The organism is Phycisphaerae bacterium (assembly GCA_035275405.1).
In the GTDB taxonomy this organism is placed as follows: domain Bacteria; phylum Planctomycetota; class Phycisphaerae; order UBA1845; family UTPLA1; genus DATEMU01.
Genome location: DATEMU010000012.1, coordinates 535213 through 554418, shown reverse-complemented (window position 1 = coordinate 554418; position 19206 = coordinate 535213). Strand labels below are relative to the sequence as shown.

Sequence of the window (19206 nt, the reverse complement as noted above, 5' to 3'; positions counted from 1 at the left end):
TTAGGCCGCGTCCACCATCTCGCCCGTCGGTTCGTTCATGCAGTTGAGAAACTCGCCCCGCTCCACAAAGCCTTTCACGATCCGCACGGTCTCTTCGGCCACGGCAGTCTGGGCCTGCTCCGTCGACGCCCCGATGTGGTGCGTGCCGTACACGCGGCGGACATCCAGAATCGGGTCCTTGAATTCCCGGTCATCCGCCGATGGTTCAATCTCGTACACATCCAGCGCCGCCCCGGCGATCCGCCCTTCGTTGATCGCCACGCCGAGGGCCTGCTCATCCACCACGCCACCCCGGCTGCAATTGATGATGAACGCCGACGGCTTCATCCGCGCCAACGTCTCTTCGTTGACGACATGCGTCGTCTCCTCGCCCCCCGGCACATGCAGCGTGAGGAAATCAGACTCGGCAAACAGCTCGTTCATGCTGACGCGAAAAACGCCCAGCTCGTCCTCGGCCTCTGGTCGCGCAATCACGTCCGCATACAGGACGCGCATGTCGAACGCCTTCGCCCGCTTTGCCACTTCATAACCGATTCGCCCCAGTCCCAGGATTCCCAGCGTCCGTCCCTTGAGGCCCCGGGCCTTGCTGTATTCTTTCTTATTCCACACGCGATGGCGCAGATCATCCGTTTCATCCACGATCCGACGGTCCAGCGCGATCATCATCCCGATCGTGAGTTCCGCCACGGCGGTCGAGTTCATCCCCGGACAGTTGCACACGCGTATCCCCCGCTTCGTCGCGCTGCCCACGTCGATCGTGTCCGTCCCCGCCCCGGCGCGAACGATCAGCTTCAAACCCTGCGAGGCCTCGATCGTTTCGCGCGGCACTTTCGTAGATCGCACCACCAACGCCTCGAAGCCCTCCTGGCAAAGCGCCGTGGCCAAAGCCGGGCCGGTCGTGCCAGGACGATAGACGACCTCGTAACCAAGCATCTTGAGTTGTTCGATTCCGCTAAGTTCAAACTTGTCCGCTACGAGAATCTTCATGGTGCACCTCTCTGAAAAAGACCAGATTTCCGTTATTGTGGGATGCAAAAAGCGTGCCGAAGCCCGAGCGGGGCCGCTGGATTTTACCTGGTTTCTAACTTAACTCTTTTAATAACAGTTAGTTATGTGTTTTTCGTCTGTCAGCAGCCCTTGGAGAGGGCCCAACCAAGGATTAACATAAGCAAGGCCCAAAAAGGTTGATTTTCGACCCCCATTTCTGATAGGATGAAGCCGGTAGAGGGAATCTGGGAAGAAGTTTCCCACGTTCGAACAATCGTTGGCCCTTGTGCGGTGCGGCCAGTCTCGCACCGTCATTGAGGCGTGAAGAGGAAAGAGCCAGGAGGTCACAGGATGATTCGCAAGAGTATTATTGTTGTCGCCGTCGCAGCCTTGTTTTGCATCGCGTCGTCCGCACGTGCGACCCTGCTCGCTGAGTGGACGTTTGAAACCAGCATCCCCACGACGGCCGGCCCCCACGCCGCTGAAGGCGGGTTAAATGCGGGCGGTGGTTCGCCGGCAAGCGGCTTGCACGCGTCGGGAGCAACGGCGTACAGCAATCCGGTCGGCAATGCCACAGTCGAGTCATTCAGCTCAACAAACTGGGCGGTGGGCGACTATTGGCAGTTCTGCACCGCCACGAACACGGGGCTGGGCTATGAAGACATCATTTTTTCCTGGGACCAGGTCAGCAGCAACACGGGTCCCAGAGATTTTGAATTGCAATACAACGTCAATGGCGGAGGTTATACCACATTCGGCAGCACGTACGTCGTGCTTGCGAATGCGGCTCCGAATAACTGGGCCAGCGGCGGCCCCTACGTTGCAGCCACCCACTACTCGGTCGACTTGAGCAGTGTAGCAGCGCTGAACAACGCGGCGTCAATCTGCATCCGGCTCGTGAATAACTCAACCGTCAGCGCCAATGGCAGCACGGTCGCTGGCACCGGCACCGATCGCGTGGACACCGTCCAGGTTAACGCGACCGAGGTTCCCGAGCCTACCACGCTCGCCCTTTTGGGTTTGGGCGCCTTGGGCATGATTCGCCGCCGACGCTAAACTGACCTTTGGCACTTTGTGAATCTCAAGGGCCGCGAGCGACACCGCCCGCGGCCCTTTGCTTGCGCGATCACTAGACCGTTCCTTCCGCGCCGATTCGAGATCTAAAGACCGGGGACCATCCCCGCTGCGCGGGCTCGGCAGATTTCAATCCACGCCGCGATTTTAGTGGCCCGCCCGACCTGCCCTGAGGATGATGCCAGCTCTTGGGCACGTCCTGCCGAGTCGACCGCCTCAGCCACAAGACCCACCGCCTCATAGCCGACCGCCAGGTTCCAATGCGTTTCCAGCAGGTCCGGCCGCAACCCGACCGCCGTCGTGAACTGTTCGATGGCATCCCACGGCCGCTTCGCCTTCAACAGGGCGATGCCGTAATTGATGCGAATGCGAACGTCGTCCGGGGCCGCCTGCACGGCCTCTTCCGACCGCGCGAGGGCCTGGTCCAATCGGCCGCCGTCGGTCAGCGGAACGATTAGGTTGCCCAGGGCGTCGGGGTAGTGGGGCCGCAATCGCAGCGCTTCCTCATACGATGCAATCGCCTCGTCATATCTCCCCATTGCGTTGTAAACGACGCCCAGGTTGTTATACGCCTCGGGATATTCGGGGCGCAGTCTCAAGGCCGTTTGGTAATGCGCCATCGCCTCGCGGTATTGGCCCTTATCCTTGAGCACGACGCCCAGGTTATTGTGGGCCATCCAACATTCGGGGTACTTCCGAATCGTCGTCGCGTAAAGCATCTCAATGTCGGAGTACATCCGGCATTGACGAAACGTCAAAACACCGAGGACGGCGGGCAAGACCAGCAGCGCGACCGCGCGAAAACGCGGCCGGGGTGCGCGGAACAAGACCGCCACGGCACACCCACAAGCCAGGGCGATGATGCCCAGGCTCGGTAGATACTGAAAATGGTCGGCGACGAACGTATAGAGATACAAGTACACATTAAAGAAGCCCAGGACCGGGAACAGGGACCCGACGAAGAACAGCGTCGCCGCCAGTGGCGCCCGATTCTTGCGCGAAACGGGAAATAGCACGATAAACAGGACAATCAGCGCCATCGGAAATAACCACTGCCACCAAACGGAGGGATCCACGACCCAGCGCGGATAGACGAAGATCAGCTCCGCCGGCCAAAAAAGCTTGGACAAATAGAACCAGACGACGCGGGCGGGCAGTAGAATCCGCTCCACCGCCAGGAGGTTGGACCCCGCCTCCTTCGCGCCAATAACGTCATGCTCCACCCAGGCCGTGAAAAGCCCGGAAACGAGACTGAGCAGAAACCAGGGCACGAGCGGAAGGACGTCCCCCCTCATCGACAAGCGGCCCCGCTGCCACCAGAAGATCACCAATAGTGCTGCGGGAAGAGTGACCGTGACCGGTTTCGCCAGCAGGCTCAAGACGAAGATCGCGGTGGCCAGGCGATAGGGACGTCGATCGCGCGTTCGGTCGAACCGCAGGTACATCGCCATGGACCCCAGGTAGAGGACCCCCGACAGCGTGTTCTTTTGCTCCGTGATCCAGGCCACCGATTCGACGTGGACCGGATGCAGGGCGAAGACCGCTGCCGTCAGGAACGCGGCTTCGTCAGCCCAGGCAATCCCTTTATCCATGAGCAGCCGCCGCAGAATCCGCATGACCATCACGGCAGCGCAGGCGTGCAGGGCGATATTGACGAGGTGATACCCCATCGGCCAATCGCCCCAGAGCTTGTGTTCAAACCAGAATGCCGAGTGCAGCAGCGGGTAGTATTGCTGCGTCGCACCCACCTCGAACCAGATGCGATACAACCCATGCGCCGAACGCAGCCCCGGTCTCGTCACATGCGCGGCATCATCCCAGATAAACCCTCCCCGCAACGTGGGCAGATAAGCAATCACCGTCGCGGCGATGATCAGACCTGCAGCCGCCTTGAGATACGAATGCGACCACCCCGCGGAGGGCACGAAGGCGAAGTCTTGAACCGGCGAGGTGGGTGATCGGCTGCCCATAGCGTTATATCGGAGGCCGAGTACGGGCGTCTGTGCCGGCGCGGGCGCGGCATGATTCTATCCAGGTATCGATTCTCTGAACTAGATCCATCTGACCGGAGTGGTGGGCCAGTTCACGGGCGCGCTGGGCGGTGGCGAGGGCGTCGGGATACCGGCCCGCCGACGAATACGCAACCGCCAGATTCATGTGCATCTCGACGTGATCGGGCTTGAGCCGAACCGCCTGCTCGAAATGAGGAATCGCTTCCTGGAGCCGTCCCGTGCGGGCGAGCAGGGCGGCGAGATTGTTGTGGGCCTCGATGTGGTCGGGGTTCATCCGTACGACGGCCTGGTAATGCTCAATGGCATCCGGCAGACGCCCGGTTTGCGCCAGAGCGACAGCAAGACTGAAGTGGGCCTGTGCGTTGTTGGGATCGGCGCGGACCAGTTGTTCAATGGTGCGGATGGCGCTCTCCGGCGGTTGCATGGCCGCAAGACCAAGTTCCAGTTGCGCCCGAATGCCCGGCAGATCCGGGGCGAGTTCCAGCGCTCGGCGAAATTCAGCCGCCGCCTCTCCCGGCCGCCCGGCCGCCTGCAGCGTGACGCCCAAATTGCTGTGCAGGCCCGCGTCGTCGGGATCCAATCGCAGCGCTTCTTGAAGACGGCTAATCGCCTCCTGAAAGCGGCCAGCCTTGGTCAACGCAGCGGCGAGATTGCCGAGCGCCTCAGGATTGGCCGGCCGGAGCCGGAGCGCCTCGGCAAAAGCCGCGATCGCCTCGTCATACCGCCCCGTCGCGGTCAACGCCACGCCGAGATTGTTGTGCGCCTGAGAATATTGGGGACGGAGTTCCAAAGTCCGGCGATAGTGTCCGATCGCTTCAGCATATTGCCCCCTGTCCTTGAAGAGGATTCCCAGGTTGTTGTAGGCCATCCAGCAGGCGGGGTTCTTCCGAATCGTCGTTTCATAGAGAGTCTGGACATCGGCGTACATCCGGCATTGTCGAAAGGTGAGAATCCCCAGGACCACCGGCAAAGCCAACATCGGGAGGGCGCGAACGGCCGGACTTCGTATCCGCCACAGCGCGGCGACGATGCTTCCGCAGATCAGGGCGATGACGCTCAGGCTGGGAAGGTATTGAAAGTGATCAGCGACGAAGGAATAGAGAAACGGAAAGACATTGAAGAAGCCCAGCACAGGGAATAACGATCCGACAAAAAGGAGCGTCGCCGCCAGAGGTGCCCGATTGCGCCGCGCGTAAAACAGCAGTACGCCGAGGACGGCGATCAGCCCCAGCGGGAACAACCACTGCCGCCACGCCGCGGGGTCGACATTCCAGCGCGGATAAATAAAGATCAATTCCGCCGGCCAGCACAACTTGTACAGATAGAACGACACCACCCGGCCCGCCAGCAGAAGCCGCTCCACCGCCGCAAATTCGAACGCCGCCCCCTTGGCTCCGATCAGATCATGTTCCACCCACGCCGTGAACAGCCCGCTGACGCCGCCCAGCAGAAGCCACGGCAACAATGGCGCCACCTCCCGCTTCCACGATAACCGGCCCCGCTTCCACCAGAGGATCACCAGCAGCGCCGCCGGCAACGTCGCCGTTACCGTCTTGGTGAGCAGGCCCAGCAAAAACAGCGCCGTGGCCAGCACGTACAAACTACGCAGCCGCGTCTCATCGAACCGCAGATACGCCAGCATCGCCGACAGGTAAAAAACGGCCGACAGCGTGTTCTTCTGTTCCGTGATCCACGCCACTGACTCCACATGCACCGGATGCAGCGCGAACACCGCCGCCGTCAATACTGCGCCCGGATCGGCCCACCCAACGCCTTGGGCCCACAGCAATCGCCGCACGATCACGAGCACCAGTATCGACGCCACCGCGTGCCACGCGAGATTGACGAGGTGGTACCCCATCGGACGGTCGCCCCACAGTTTGTGCTGTATCCAAAACGCGGTGTGCAGCAGCGGGTAATATTGCTGCGTCGCTCCCACCTCGAACCAGATCCGATACAACCCTTGCGCCGAGCGCAGCTCCGGCTTGGTCACATGCGCATCGTCGTCCCACAAGAATCCCCCGCGCATCGCCGGCAGATAGGCCACGACGGTTGCCGCCACGATCAGCCCGGCGGCCCCCGCGAACCACTGCCGTGGCCACGATCCGATCGCCCTGCTGGGCGAACCAGGTGTAAGGTGCAGGCGCGACGACTTCATGGCGATGGCAACCGGGGAGGAGAACCGCCGGCGCGCGCCCGACACGCCGCCAACCAGGCCTGAATCTGTGCGCCGCGAACCTCATCTCCCGTGGATTGTGCGATCGCCAGGGCCCGCTCGCCGGCGGCCAGGGCCTCGCCAAGACGCCCCGCCGATTCATAGCTGGCGGCCAGGTTGGCCTGCGCCTCGAAGAGGTCGGGGCGCAGCCGCGCCGCCTCCTCGAATTCCGACAACGCCATCCGCGGCCGACCCGCCATCGTCAGGGCGATTCCCAGATTGACCCGAAGTGGCGCATTCGCCGGAAAACGCCGCACGGCGTCGCGAGCGCGATCGATGGCGTCCAGCACGAGCTTTGCGTCGATCAGGGCGGCGACGAGGTTTCCGTAGGCCTCGGTGTATTGTGGGCGCAGTTGCAACGCCGATTCGTAAGCGGCGATGGCCTCATCGTGCCGGCCCGTGGCGTTAAGGGTCATGCCCAGTTGGTTGTGCGCCTCCGGGTAATTCGGACGAAGTTGAATCGCCAGTCGATACTGTTCGATGGCCCTCGCCGAATCGCCCAGTCCGGTGTACGCGACCCCCAGGTTGAAACGCGCCTCGGGAAAGCGGGGGCGCAATCGCAGCGCCTCCTGATGCGCGACGGCGGCTTCCCCATGCCGGCCCAGCGTTTCCAGCGCCGCCCCAAGATTGTTGTGCGCGTCGGCGTAATCAGGTCGAAGTTGCAGCGCTCGGCGATAGTGTTCGATCGCTTCATGAAGACGGCCGCGATCGTCAAGGACGGTGCCCAGGTTGTTGTAGGCCATCCAGCAGCCGGGGTTCTTCCGGATCGTCGCTTCATAAAGCGATTGTACATCCGCATACATCCGGCACTGCCGATGCGTGAGCACGCCCAGAACGACTGGCAAAATCGCCAGCCCCAACACTCTCGCCGCCGGCGATGAGAGCTTTGCCACACTCAGCGCCGCCCCGCCGCAGACAAGTGCGATCACGCCGAGACTCGGCAGATACTGAAAATGGTCGGCGACGAACGAAAAAATAAATGGATAGACGTTGAAGAATCCTAGCACGGGAAACAGCGATCCGACAAAGAACAGTAGTGCCGCCAAGGGAGCCCGATTTCGACGGGCATAAAAGACCATCCCGACGAAGACGGACAGCAGCCCCATCGGATACAACCATTGCCACACGGCGCCGGCATCCACGCTCCACCGCGGGTAGATAAAGATCAACTCTCCCGGCCAGAACAGTTTGTACAAATAGAACCACACCACCCGGCCCGCCAGGAGAAAACGCTCCACGAACGATAGCTCGAACGCCGCGCCCTTCGCCCCGATCAGATCGCGTTCCACCCACGCGGTCATCAACCCCCCGAACGCCCCCAGTACAAACCACGGCAGCAGGAGTCCCACGTCCCGCTTCCACGACAGCCGCCCGCGCTGCCACCACAGGATCACTAACATCGCTGCCGGAAGCGTCGCCGTCACCGTCTTGGTCAGGAGTCCCAGCACGAACATCCCGGTCGCCAATCCATACAGGCTGCGCTGCCGCGTCTCGTCGAATCGCAGATACGACAGCATCGCCGCCAGATAAAACACCGCCGATAGCGTATTCTTCTGCTCCGTGATCCACGCCACCGATTCCACCTGGACCGGGTGCAACGCGAAAACCGCTGCCGTGAGAACCGCCCCCGAGTCCGCCCCTGCAACACGTTTCCCACGAAGCAGCCGGCGCACGATCACCAGCACCAGCATCGCCGCGATCGCGTGCCACGTGAGATTCACCAGGTGATACCCCACTGGCCAATCGCCCCAAAGCTTGTGTTGTATCCAAAACGCGGTGTGCAACAGCGGGTAGTATTGCTGGGTCGCCCCTATCTCGAACCAGATGCGATATAACCCTGCCGTCGAACGCAATTCCGGCTTGGTCACGTGCGCGTCGTCATCCCAAATGAAACCCCCGCGAATCGCTGGCGCATACGCCACCAACAGCGCCACAACGACCAGCGCCGCGGCGCCAATTACATGGCGCGAAGACCACATTTTGGGCTCGTCGCTCGCCAAATCTCGATTCGCCATACCGACCAGCATCATACCGGCAGCTCGGGCGACGCTGGCGGCGTGCGGTCTGAAAACAAGCCGACTTCGAGGCCCGCCTGAGTTGTGAATTTGCCCGGTCTTGGGTACGATCTCGCCGCTCGCGGCCCATTCTAGTGCGACCAGCCTTGACCCGCTGGTTTGGCTTCGGGGCCGCCGCATGGAGGGTTGCCCGCGTGTTCATGTCGCTCCGAGTACACCCCGGCCCTGCCCGAACGGGGGTCATGCTGCTCAACTTGTTTGCGCTGACCGCTACGGCCCCGGGGCAGACGACCGCGCCTTCCACCACCCCTTCTTCTCAGCCTACCAGTCGGCCCACCCGCAAATACCTGACGATGAGCCACGATGCCATGCTCCGGGAAGCCGCCGTTCGGCCGCTGATCAAAGTGGAATACAGGACCGCACTCGGAAAGCCCCTCACCGATGCCGAACAAGGCGACGTGAAGAAGGCCGACGACCTGATGGCCGCTGCGGCGGCCTCCCGGCGCAACGCGGATTTCCGGGCCGCCGCTGTCGCCGCCCGCGAAGCGATGGATCTGTACCAGAGAATCTTTGGAGCGGCCAATTTTCTTACAACGACCGCCCTTGTCGAAACCACTGCGATGGAGCAATTCGCCAGCCTCTCTCCCGCCGAACGGCAGGACCTTGCCGAGGCGGACCGCTCGCAGGACGCCGCCGACGCCGCGACCAAAAGCGGCGACTATTTCGCCGCGCGGGCCGCGGCTCGAAAGTCGTTGGAGATCCGCGAACGAATCCTCGGCAAATCCCATGCCTTTGTAGCCGATGCACTCCGGCTTCTGGGCAATTCGCAGATCGAGCTCTTGTCGCTTGAGGAGGCCCAGCAATCCCTTATCCGCGCGTTCGAGATCATCGAAGCGACGTGCGGTAAGAATCACCCAAAGACGGCGCTGATCCTCGATCGCGTCGGGTGGCTACGGATCTATCAGGGAAAACACGAGCCGGCCGCAAATCAACTTCGCCGCGCGGCATGGATCCTGAGAATGACGCTGGGCGAATCCGCCGATACCGCCGAATCTCTCGACAATCTTGGCACCGCCCTGGCCTATCTCGGTGAATTCGATGAGGCCTTGAGCGTCAAGCTTCGATCTCTCGTCATCCGCGAGGCCTTGTTGGGACCGGAGGCCAAAGACACGGGCATTTCGCTCTCCAATCTCGCCTGGCTGTATGCCCGCATCGGAAAGCCCGATGAGGTCATTCCCCTTCGCAAACGCGCGCTGGCCATCTTTCACAAAGCCCTGGGATTGGATCATCACGACTCCATCGTCGAATTGGGCAATCTCGCCCAGGCCTACTTCGCCGCCCAGCGCTATAGCGAAGCCGCGGAACTCTACGAACAACAGATCGCCCGTGACGATCGCAGGACCGGACCGATGGAGCCCGGCGCCGTGAATCGCCTCATGATGCTCGGCTCCGTCTACCTCGCCGCCGGACGACACGCCGACGGCGAGCGGACCCTGAAGCGCGCGCTCGAAAAAGGAATCGCCCTTTACGAAAGCGGCGAGCGTTCGGCCGCGATCACCGAGCTGCTCCGCGTGGCCGTGGCCTACGAGTACCATCGCCGGCTCGAAGATTCGCTGTTGATTCGTGAACAGATTCGCAAATGGGACGAGGCTCAACTCGCCCTCGCGACCGCCGATACCATCCTGCGAAATTCCCAGCTCGCGAACCTCCTGGTCGACCTTGGATGCGCCCGGGAAGCCAGGGAAATCACTGCCAAAGCCGTGGGAGAAGCCAAGCTCCTCTTCGGCGAAGGCGAACCCGAGACCATCGGCCCGATGATTGCGTTGGCCGTGTCGCAGGAAAATCTTGGAGATCTCGACGAGGCGGCCAAGACCTGCGATCAGGTCCTGCGCATCATCGAATCCAGGATGAACCGGGATTCGCCCACCGCCGTTTACCCCAATTACCTGTTAGGTCGAATTCGTCTGCGCCAGGGGAACCGCGACCTCGCCAAGTTTGCCCTGGAGGAAGCCCGCGAAAATTTCGAGCGAACGCCCCGGAAAGACCCCCTCATCGAGATCGACATTCTTTGCGAACTGGCCGCCTGCAACCTCGGGCTGGGAGACAAGGACCAGGCCCTTTCGTTATTCCGCAAAGCCATCCAATTGGCGCGAGAAATGGCCAAGGACGGCAAACCCCACCGCCTTGCCGGCCTGGCCACCGCTCTCCATCAACTCCTCGACCACGCCGCCGACGCCGGCATCGACGCGAAGGAGCGAGGCGACATGACCGCCGAACTTCGCGGCGTCCTTGAAAAGCTCCGCGCCGCCAAGGCCCTCAACGCCGAAGAAAAAAAATGGCTGCAGGACCTACCCTCCTAAGAGTCTTACGAGGGCCCAATTGTCCGCCACTCTGCGTCGCCGCGTTTCTTCCTTCATTATGGGCCTCGTCGTCGCGGGGATGGCCATCGGCCTCTTCCTACCGGCCGCGCGCTTCGGATTCGTCAATTGGGACGACGACGCCTACTTCATCGATAACGACTCCTTTCGCGGGCTCTCGTGGGAGAACATTGCCTGGTGCTTCACGACCACCCACATGGGGCACTATCAGCCGCTCAATTGGTTGAGCTATGCCATCGACTTTGCCGCCTTCGGACTCCGTCCAGGGCGATTCCACCTCTCGCAGGCCATCTTGCACGGTATTGCCGCAGTCCTCTTTTTTGCCCTGTCAAAGCGCCTCTTGGGGATCTCCACAAGTACACGGTCGCGCCGCCATCTAACCTTTTCTGCTGCGGTCGCTGCCTTGCTTTTTGCATTGCACCCGCTCCGCGTCGAGTCCGTCGTTTGGCTCAGCGCCCGCGCGGATATCCTCGCCACCGCGTTCTATTTGGCCGCGTTGCTTTGTTATCTGAAGGCCGCACACGCCTCGCCCACCCGCCCGCTTTCCACGGGTCCCATGATGGCCGTGCTCTTTTTCTTCATCTGCGCGGTATTGTCCAAAGAAATGGCCGTGACGCTCCCGGCTATCCTGGTTTTGCTCGATGTCTATCCGCTCGGACGCCTTCCTGCGAATCCGGCGGGCTGGGGTCTCCCGAACGCGCGGGCAATTCTGCTGGAGAAAGTCCCTTTCTTCGCCATCGCGCTTATCGCCACGATCAATGCGTTCTTCGCCGCGGGAGAGGGGCTCGCCGGCTTCGCCACACATCCATTTGCGCAAAGGCTCGCACAGGCCCCCGTCTCCCTGATGTTCTATCCTTTCAAGACGGTGGCGCCGACGGCCCTCTCCCCGTTCTACGAATATCCGCTTCAGTTTGGATGGAGGCATCCGGCCGTCTGGCTGAGTCTTGCTGCATTGATGATCTCGTCAATCACCTGTTGGCTCCTTCGCAAGAGATTTCCCGCACTGGCCGCGGCGGCCGTCGGTTATGTGATCCTGATCTCTCCCGTCGTCGGACTGACGCAACGTGGGCCCCAGATGACGGCGGACCGTTATTCGTACCTGTCGTGCCTGCCGTGGGCGGTGTTGGCCGCCGGTCTGCTCGCGCTCGGCGGGTCCCGGCAAAAGCGCATGACGGCAATCGCGGCCCTCGCCGTGCTCGCCGCCATGATTTACGGAACCCTGCGCCAGCAACGTTACTGGGCCGATTCCGTAGCACTATGGGAACACGCCTTGCGCCTGGATCCCGCGAACGGTATAGCCTGCGCCAACGTTGGACAGGCCTACGAAAGTCGGGGCCGCCATGAAGAGGCGATCCAGGCCTACAAGAAGGCCCTGAAACTCCGGCCGCACCACCCCAACGTCCAGCGAAACCTCGCCGGCGTCTACAATCGCCTTTATCGAAATGACGAGGCCATCGCCGCTTATCTCGCGGATCTCGCCGACAATCCCGATCGCCTGGAGAGCCACTATTACCTGGCCATCACCTACGAGCGAATCGGCGACGACGAAAAGGCCGTCGTGCACTATCGCGAAGCAGCGCGCATCGATGCCCGCTACGCCGACGCCCACGTCGCATTGGCGAGACTATTCATGAAACATGGATATCTCGCGGAGGCCGAACCCCGCCTCCGCCGCGCCCTCGAACTTGACCCGCACCACCTTGAAGCCCTCGAACGACTGGCCCGCCTGTGCGGACGGACCAGGCGCCCCGACGAAGCCGGGACCCTCTTAAGGAGAGCCGTCGAGGAGGCCGAACACAGGGGCGAGCGCGAATTGACCGATCGGCTGCGAAAGGCCCATCACGAAATCACCGGACTCGCAGCCAGTCGTCGGGCCACGTCGGAATAGACCGCCACATCACCGTCGCCGTAGAGGACGAACAACACCTGTTGGATTTGTTCGTGCAGCGCCAGCAGGCCGGCCGACGTGCGCAACGCGATCTCGGCCGCGGCCTTCATCGGATATCCGTACGCGCCGCAACTGATGGCCGGAAACGCCACCGACCGAAGCCGATATTGAATCGCCAACTGCAATGAGCTTGCGTAACACGAGCGCAGTTTCTCCGGCTCGCCCTGCCGCCCGTCCCGATAGACTGGCCCGACCGTATGAATGATGTGTGTTGCGGGAAGCCGATAGCCCTTCGTAATCCGCGCTTCGCCAGTCGGACAGCCGCCCAACCCCCGGCATTCTGCCAAAAGACTCGGACCCGCCGCCCGGTGAATCGCGCCATCCACGCCCCCGCCGCCCAGGAGGCTCGTATTGGCGGCGTTGACAATGGCGTCGCATTCCACCTTCGTGATGTCGCCCCGGAGGAGATGGATCCGGTTCCATGGCGACGTCCGGGCGACGGGTCCGGTCACAGGAGGTTCCCTTACGGGATCAGGAAGGCGTCGCTTCGCAGCCGAGGCCACTCCTGACCCGTATATTCTTGTATTCCGATCAATCGGTAAATATCGTCGTTATCCACTCCCACGCGCGGCGTCCGGGCCCATCGAACGGAGAGTTCGCCGCGCAGTACATTTTGACCCCGGCCCCCATGGCTTCGTGAATTCTCTGACGACCGGCCCGCGCCGGTCGACGCCTCCGCGTCATCGATCAGCGGATTCATGTCCGCCGCCACCGGCATCTCCGGATCGAAGTTTCGCAGCGTCCAATTCTCCGTGATCGCCATCGTCGCCATGCTGTTATTTCGGGGATCCGGAAAATCGTTCAGCCCCTCCGGGGGGTCCGTTTCCAGCGGGATATCCTGGGAACGCTCCGGGCAATTAAAAGCCTTGCCTTGCACGAGACGGGTACTTACCAACACCCACGCATTCGGCGAATTCTTGAATCGCGTCGTGCCGTCGCCCGTCGGAAGCCACGTGTCCCCGGAGCGCATGCGCCGAACATAGGGCATTGGATTCCCGTACGTGGCCGCATAGCTCGCATAGCCCTCCCCGATCAGCCGCATGTTGTTGGCGCACATGGCCTGCTGCGCGGATTGGCGCGCCGTTCGATAGCCCGGAACGAGAATGCCCAGGAACAGCGCGATCGCCGCTGCCAGACCTACCAGCTCGCGAAGATTGAACATCGGTCCGCGCCCGCCGGACTCGACCGGGGTGGGCAGGAGGGCGGCGGCACGTTGAGTGAACGGGAGTGTGTTTCGAGATTCTTGAACGCGATCGAGGATCGAGGCAACCAGATCGGCCGGAGGCGCTGGAGATTCATCCCCTTCGAGCGGCGTAAGCAGTCGTTCCACCCTCGCGCAGGCCGACGCCAGCGCGCGGCGATCTCTTAGCGTCGCCTCTACACGGCGTCGGTCGCCCTCGTCGCAAAGCCCGAGCTGATAACCGATCAGCTCGGCGGACAATTCTTGTTTTGAGAGTGGCTCGCTCATCGTTCGTGCATCTTCTTTGCTTCGTGGCCCTCGTGGGCCTGCCGTCGCCGTTCGTCCCGTCGGTACATCTCCGCGAAATACGAAACCGCCGCGTGCAGCCGGCTCTTTACGGTCCCCAGCGGAATCGACAGCATTTCCGCGATTTCCTTGTACGCAAACCGCTGGTAATATCCCAGCACCAGCACCTCCCGCAGATTCTCCGGCATCCGCGTGACGATATCACGCACGCGCTGTCGGCTCTCTTCATCTTCCATCGCCGAGCCGGGCTCGGCCAGATCATCCGCCAGAAAGTCGAGGTAACTCACCTCGCTCTCCTCGCCGCCAGGCGAGGTCGACGTCAGCGGGACCTCCCGCCTCCGAACCCTCGATCGCAGATGGTCCCGCGCTTTGTTCGCAGCGATAGTGAACAGCCAGGGGCGAAACCGCTTGGCGGAATCGAATGAACCCGCCGACTGAAAGACCTGGACAAAGGTCTCCTGCACCACGTCTTCCGCGACGGCTGTGCTCCGCACAAATCGCGCCACGAAGCGGTACAACTCCTCGCTGTGCTTCTCCACCAACCTCCGAAAGGCGACCTCGTCACCGGCGAGAAACTCGGCCAGGAGCCGCTCGTCCGAAGCGCCCCCGGCCTCTTCTTCTGGTCGATTCACCTGTCGCCTACCGTTGTTACGTTGGACGCCCGAGCGTTGTTCACCGGGGACCCACGGCCCCGGAATCTGTATACCGCCTGTACTGGGGAAATTTACCCTTGACATACCCACTCGTCAAAACTATTGTCCTACCAAGGTTTATGAGCACGCCGAGGCGTGCCAATGGGTGATATTGCCCTCGGAAACCTACTTATTCACAATATCGATGCCCGGCCCCGGACGAAGCTTATTCGACTCATAACCAGCTTATCGTGTCAGAGACCCCTACCTATCGTACCCTCACCCCCCGAATGACCTCGGCCCTTGTCGAGGCTTCTTCCGCGATCAATGCCACCCTCCAACTCAGCGACGTGCTCCAAGCCATCGCCCAAAAGGCCGCCGTCGTCCTGCGGTCCGAGGCCTCCAGCGTCCTCATGCTCGATCGGCGGCGTAATCGCCTGGTCTTTATGGCCGCCGTCGGCGATCGCGGACCCGCCCTGATCGGCGAGGAGTTCGACGCCGACCTGGGCATCGCCGGCAAGGTGGCCGCCTCGGCCAAGCCGGTCATCGTGCCCAACGTCCGCGATGACAAGGATTTCTTCCGCGGCATCGATGCCAAGAGCAGCTTTCAGACGCGCGGCTTGATCGCGGCTCCGCTGATCTGGAAAGGCGACGTCATCGGCGTCGTGGAAGTCCTCAACAAGCTGGGCGGAGGGAATTACGACGACGACGATCTGGCGCTTCTGCAGATTTTCGCCAACCTGGCCGCCAGCGGCGCCTACAACGCCGCCCAGCACCAGAGCGTCATCCGGGAAAACCGCGGTCTCCGTGAGACGCTCCGCGTCTCGGTTCCCATTATTGGCAACTCCGTCTCGCTCCGGCAGGTCAACGACATGGTCAACCGCGTCGCCGGCAGCAACGCCACCGTGCTCCTGCTCGGCGAGACGGGTACCGGCAAGGAAGTGACCGCCCGGCAGATCCATAGCGTCAGCCCGCGGAGCGAAAAACCGTTTATCGCCATCAACTGCGCCGCCCTGCCGGAGACGCTCCTGGAAAGCGAACTCTTTGGCCACGAAAAAGGCGCCTTTACCGGGGCCCACGCCGACAAGATGGGCCGCTTCGAGATGGCCGACGGCGGTACGATCTTCCTCGACGAGATCGGCGACATCTCCATGAGTATCCAGGTCAAGCTGCTCCGCGTCCTCCAGGAAAAGGAATTCGTGCGGGTTGGCGGCACCAAGACCATCTCGACCGACGTCCGCATCATCGCCGCGACCAATCGCGACTTGCGCGAGGCGATGGAGAAAGGGGCCTTCCGCGAAGACCTCTATTACCGCCTGAATGTCTTCCCCATCAACCTGCCGCCGCTTCGCCAGCGCCGCGAGGACATACCGCTGCTCGTCGACCACTTCATCAACATCTCCGCCACCGAATTGGGCTGCCAAAAACCCCCCGTGGGGGACGACGCGATGGCCCTCCTCGCGAGTTATCATTGGCCCGGAAACATCCGCGAACTTCAGAACGTCATCGATCGTGCCGTCCTCATGGCCGATGGAATGACGCTCTCGCCCATACATCTGCCGCGCGAAATCGTCGGCGACGAACCGCTCAGCGAATCCGGCGACAAGTCCGAATCGTCGCTCTGGGGCTATGAAAAGGCCCTGATCGTTAAGGCGCTGCGCGAGAACGGCTGGAACCAGTCCAAGGCCGCCCGCGCCCTCGGCATCAGCCGCGACAACCTGCGCTATCGCGTCAAGAAATTCGGCATCGAAAAGCACCAGAAAACATAGAGCCACTGAGGCGCAGAGACGACGATTATCTGAGTGTAAACAGACGAAGTGGTACGAAATCGGAGCACCAGAAAGGACCCTTCAATCCGTTTCTCTGTGCCTCTGTGGTGAGTCCTCTTCTTCTCCACCGGCGGATCCAACCGAATGCCTCTCTTTCGACGCCATCGCCGGCCCCTCGACCCCGACGACACCCGCATGTCCTTCGGCGATCACCTCGAAGAACTTCGCCGCCGCCTGATCTGGGCCCTCTTCGGTCTGGTCATCGCCATCATCATCTGCTTCAACTTCGGCGGCGCCATCATTGAAACGCTTACCGCCCCCTACAGCGTTGCGATGCAAAAACTGGGCAATGACCCCCGTATGGTCCAGCTCAATCCGATCGAATCCTTCATGGAGTATTTCAAGATCTCCATCGAATTCGGCCTCGTCCTTGCCGCCCCCTGGATCATCTATCAAGTCTGGCTCTTCGTCGCCACCGGTCTCTATCCCTCGGAACGAAAGCTGGTCAAATATTTCGCCCCTTCGTCGATCATCCTGTTCATGACCGGGGCCACCTTCATGGTGACGATGGTCCTGTCCGGTTTGATGCTCTTCCTGATCAATATCTCGACGTGGTTCCCGCTTCCGGGGCCGGACAATTTCCTCTATCGCTGGCTCATGCCGGAATCCCCCGCGCTGGTCATCGCGGCGACCCAGCCAACGGTACCCCCGATGAACGTGCCCGTTGTTTCCGAAAATCCAACATCACCTCTGGAGGGCCAGATCTGGATCAATCGGACGGAGCGCCGCATCAACGCCTACTATGATGGCCAGTCCTATTACGCGCCGCTGCAACCCGCCGGCAACCAACAGTTCGTCCAGCCGTTCTTCAGCATCTCGGAGTACTTGCAGTTCGTGGTCAACCTGGCCCTCGCCTTCGGCCTGGGCTTCCAAATCCCCATTCTCGTGATATTTCTCATCACCCTCGGCATCGTCCCTGCCCAATCCATGGCCGGTGCCCGCCGCTACGTCATCATCGCCGTCCTCGTCCTCGCCGCCGTCATCACCCCCACCCCCGACGTCACGACGATGCTGCTTCTCGCCGTCCCCATGCTTCTACTTTTCGAAGCCGGCTTGATCGTCGGCCGCTTCATGGAAAAAAGAAAGGACGCCTCGGAGCTATCCGAGACGTCCCCATAAGCCTTCGCGCTGAAAAGTCGATCTTATTCGCCTCGGCGGCTACAGCCCCTTCGCGCAGGCCAGAATCGCGTCGTAGTTCGGATGATTCGCCACTTCCGGCACGTACTCCACGTACCGCAGCTTGTCGCTCGCATCGACCACGAACACAGCCCGCGATTCAATCCGCAGGTCGGCGATCAGCGTACCGTACTTTTTGCCAAAATCCGTCAGCTTGTGGTCGCTCAGCGTCTTCATTCGCTCCGTGTTGATACCCTCGGACCCACAGAACCGGCCCATGGCCATCGGCAAATCGCAACTGATCGTGAAGAACTGCACGTTCGGCAGGTTCGACACCTCCTTGTTGAACCGCCGAGTCATCTCCGCGCAGACCGGCGTGTCGAGCGACGGCACCACGCTGTAAATCCGCGGCTTGCCCTTCGCCTCGCTCAGCTTGAAATCATCCACCAGCGATTTTTTGAGCGTCGCGTCCGGCGCGGTGTCCCCCACCTTTAATTCCGGTCCTTCAAGGTTGAGCGGGTTACCCTTGAGCGTACAGGTTCTGGCCATTTTTGGTCCTCCGGTCATTCATGGATTGTAACTTGATGCCAACGTCATGCATCTTAAGTGGGGGGCGATGTCAACGTCAATCGGGCATCGCCGCGCCCTGTACCGCCCGCGTTGACTTGCGTCGCCGGCCGTTCTAAAATGCGATTCCGTTGCGATGCGGCAGCGGCCACACGACAAAGGAGTTCTCACCGATGGCAGGCACCGACACCCTCGAATTCACCGACAACAACTTCGAACAGGAGGTCCTGAAGTCCTCCGTCCCCGTCCTTGTCGATTTTTGGGCAGAGTGGTGCATGCCTTGCCGGGCCCTGGGCCCCACCATCGACGAACTCGCCACCGAATACTCCGGCCGCGTTAAGATTGGCAAGCTCAACACAGAAAGCAATCAGGAAACGCCGGTCAAGTACAACGTCCAGGCCATCCCGACAATCCTCCTCTTCAAGGAGGGCCAGGTCGTGCAAAAGTTCGTCGGACTCACCGCAAAAAAGGATTTCCAGGCCGCCCTCACCGGCGCGACGAAATAGGTACTCTTCCCCGCTCCGCCTACGTCCTGACCCGCACCGCTAAATTGACTGCGCAGCATTTTATTTGTTACAATTAGGCCGCCTCGCGCCTCTTAATCTCGTTCGCGCACGTTCGGGTTTTCCACGTAAGAGCTTCCGGTCGCCGACCGGTAAGAGGGCGCGCATGTCTCGACGAGACTCCGCACAAGTCATCATGGATTCCGCCGAGCATCTCGCCAAGTACCGGGGAGCAACCTAATGACAACGATTAATTCCGTGGCGGCTGCGCTGATTGCGAGTGCATTCATTTCGCAGGGTACGGTCAAGCCCGAGCAGGCCATTGCCGTCACGCCGGCTGATGTTCTGATATTCTTCAATACGGCCTGCTCGCGGGAGTCATGTGGCTGAACAGAAGCGAAAGGTGGAGGAAATGTCAAGACGTGGACTCACATTAACAGTGGT

The 19206-nt window shown here is 61.4% G+C and carries 15 protein-coding genes; 7 read left to right on the top strand and 8 right to left on the bottom strand.

The window, feature by feature from the left end:
- The gene (locus tag VJZ71_15210) at positions 1 to 987 is read right to left on the bottom strand and encodes a hydroxyacid dehydrogenase (GenBank protein ID HKQ49418.1); all 987 of its coding nucleotides are present in this window, start codon (positions 985 to 987) and stop codon (positions 1 to 3) included.
- A gap of 351 nt (positions 988 to 1338) precedes the next feature.
- Here VJZ71_15210 and VJZ71_15205 point away from each other — a divergent pair, with 351 nt between their 5' ends.
- Positions 1339 to 2043, top strand: coding sequence for a PEP-CTERM sorting domain-containing protein (locus tag VJZ71_15205; GenBank protein HKQ49417.1), 705 nt, complete (start codon positions 1339 to 1341; stop codon positions 2041 to 2043).
- Positions 2044 to 2147: 104 nt separating this feature from the next.
- Here VJZ71_15205 and VJZ71_15200 read toward each other — a convergent pair whose 3' ends face one another.
- From VJZ71_15200 to VJZ71_15190, 3 genes are read right to left on the bottom strand one after another with little or no spacing between them, the layout of a single operon-like run.
- Entirely contained in the window at positions 2148 to 4031 is a 1884-nt protein-coding gene (locus VJZ71_15200; GenBank protein ID HKQ49416.1) for a tetratricopeptide repeat protein, read from the bottom strand.
- Positions 4032 to 4035: 4 nt separating this feature from the next.
- Complete coding sequence (locus VJZ71_15195) at positions 4036 to 6231, bottom strand: tetratricopeptide repeat protein (protein HKQ49415.1); 2196 nt, start codon at positions 6229 to 6231, stop codon at positions 4036 to 4038.
- Entirely contained in the window at positions 6228 to 8303 is a 2076-nt protein-coding gene (locus VJZ71_15190) for a tetratricopeptide repeat protein (protein HKQ49414.1), read from the bottom strand. The genes VJZ71_15195 and VJZ71_15190 overlap by 4 nt, the downstream gene beginning before the upstream one ends.
- A gap of 200 nt (positions 8304 to 8503) precedes the next feature.
- On the opposite strand from VJZ71_15190, the gene VJZ71_15185 reads away from it, so the two are divergent.
- Together VJZ71_15185 and VJZ71_15180 are read left to right on the top strand one after the other, a co-directional pair.
- A complete protein-coding gene (locus VJZ71_15185) occupies positions 8504 to 10663 on the top strand; it encodes a tetratricopeptide repeat protein (GenBank protein ID HKQ49413.1) in 2160 nt (719 codons plus the stop codon).
- Between the two features lie 19 nt (positions 10664 to 10682).
- Positions 10683 to 12569: a tetratricopeptide repeat protein gene (locus VJZ71_15180; GenBank protein ID HKQ49412.1), complete on the top strand. Its 1887-nt coding sequence runs from the start codon at positions 10683 to 10685 to the stop codon at positions 12567 to 12569.
- Here the strand turns inward: VJZ71_15180 and VJZ71_15175 are convergent.
- From VJZ71_15175 to VJZ71_15165, 3 genes are read right to left on the bottom strand one after another with little or no spacing between them, the layout of a single operon-like run.
- Positions 12521 to 13081 (bottom strand): O-acetyl-ADP-ribose deacetylase, encoded by a 561-nt coding sequence (locus VJZ71_15175; protein HKQ49411.1) that lies wholly within the window; start codon positions 13079 to 13081, stop codon positions 12521 to 12523. The genes VJZ71_15180 and VJZ71_15175 overlap by 49 nt on opposite strands.
- An 11-nt stretch (positions 13082 to 13092) precedes the next feature.
- On the bottom strand, positions 13093 to 14097 hold the full coding sequence (locus VJZ71_15170) for a hypothetical protein (protein ID HKQ49410.1): 1005 nt from the start codon (positions 14095 to 14097) through the stop codon (positions 13093 to 13095).
- The gene (locus tag VJZ71_15165) at positions 14094 to 14747 is read right to left on the bottom strand and encodes a sigma-70 family RNA polymerase sigma factor (protein HKQ49409.1); all 654 of its coding nucleotides are present in this window, start codon (positions 14745 to 14747) and stop codon (positions 14094 to 14096) included. Before VJZ71_15165 ends, VJZ71_15170 begins: the two co-directional genes overlap by 4 nt.
- Positions 14748 to 14998: 251 nt before the next feature.
- On the opposite strand from VJZ71_15165, the gene VJZ71_15160 reads away from it, so the two are divergent.
- Positions 14999 to 16516: a sigma 54-interacting transcriptional regulator gene (locus VJZ71_15160; protein ID HKQ49408.1), complete on the top strand. Its 1518-nt coding sequence runs from the start codon at positions 14999 to 15001 to the stop codon at positions 16514 to 16516.
- Positions 16517 to 16660: 144 nt separating this feature from the next.
- Positions 16661 to 17695: a twin-arginine translocase subunit TatC gene (locus VJZ71_15155; protein HKQ49407.1), complete on the top strand. Its 1035-nt coding sequence runs from the start codon at positions 16661 to 16663 to the stop codon at positions 17693 to 17695.
- Positions 17696 to 17734: 39 nt separating this feature from the next.
- On the opposite strand, the gene tpx is transcribed toward VJZ71_15155, so the two are convergent.
- Positions 17735 to 18241 (bottom strand): thiol peroxidase, encoded by a 507-nt coding sequence (gene tpx / locus VJZ71_15150; GenBank protein HKQ49406.1) that lies wholly within the window; start codon positions 18239 to 18241, stop codon positions 17735 to 17737.
- A gap of 191 nt (positions 18242 to 18432) precedes the next feature.
- Here tpx and trxA point away from each other — a divergent pair, with 191 nt between their 5' ends.
- Complete coding sequence (gene trxA / locus VJZ71_15145) at positions 18433 to 18765, top strand: thioredoxin (protein HKQ49405.1); 333 nt, start codon at positions 18433 to 18435, stop codon at positions 18763 to 18765.
- A gap of 237 nt (positions 18766 to 19002) precedes the next feature.
- The gene (locus tag VJZ71_15140) at positions 19003 to 19152 is read left to right on the top strand and encodes a hypothetical protein (GenBank protein HKQ49404.1); all 150 of its coding nucleotides are present in this window, start codon (positions 19003 to 19005) and stop codon (positions 19150 to 19152) included.
- Positions 19153 to 19206: the final 54 nt, after the last annotated feature.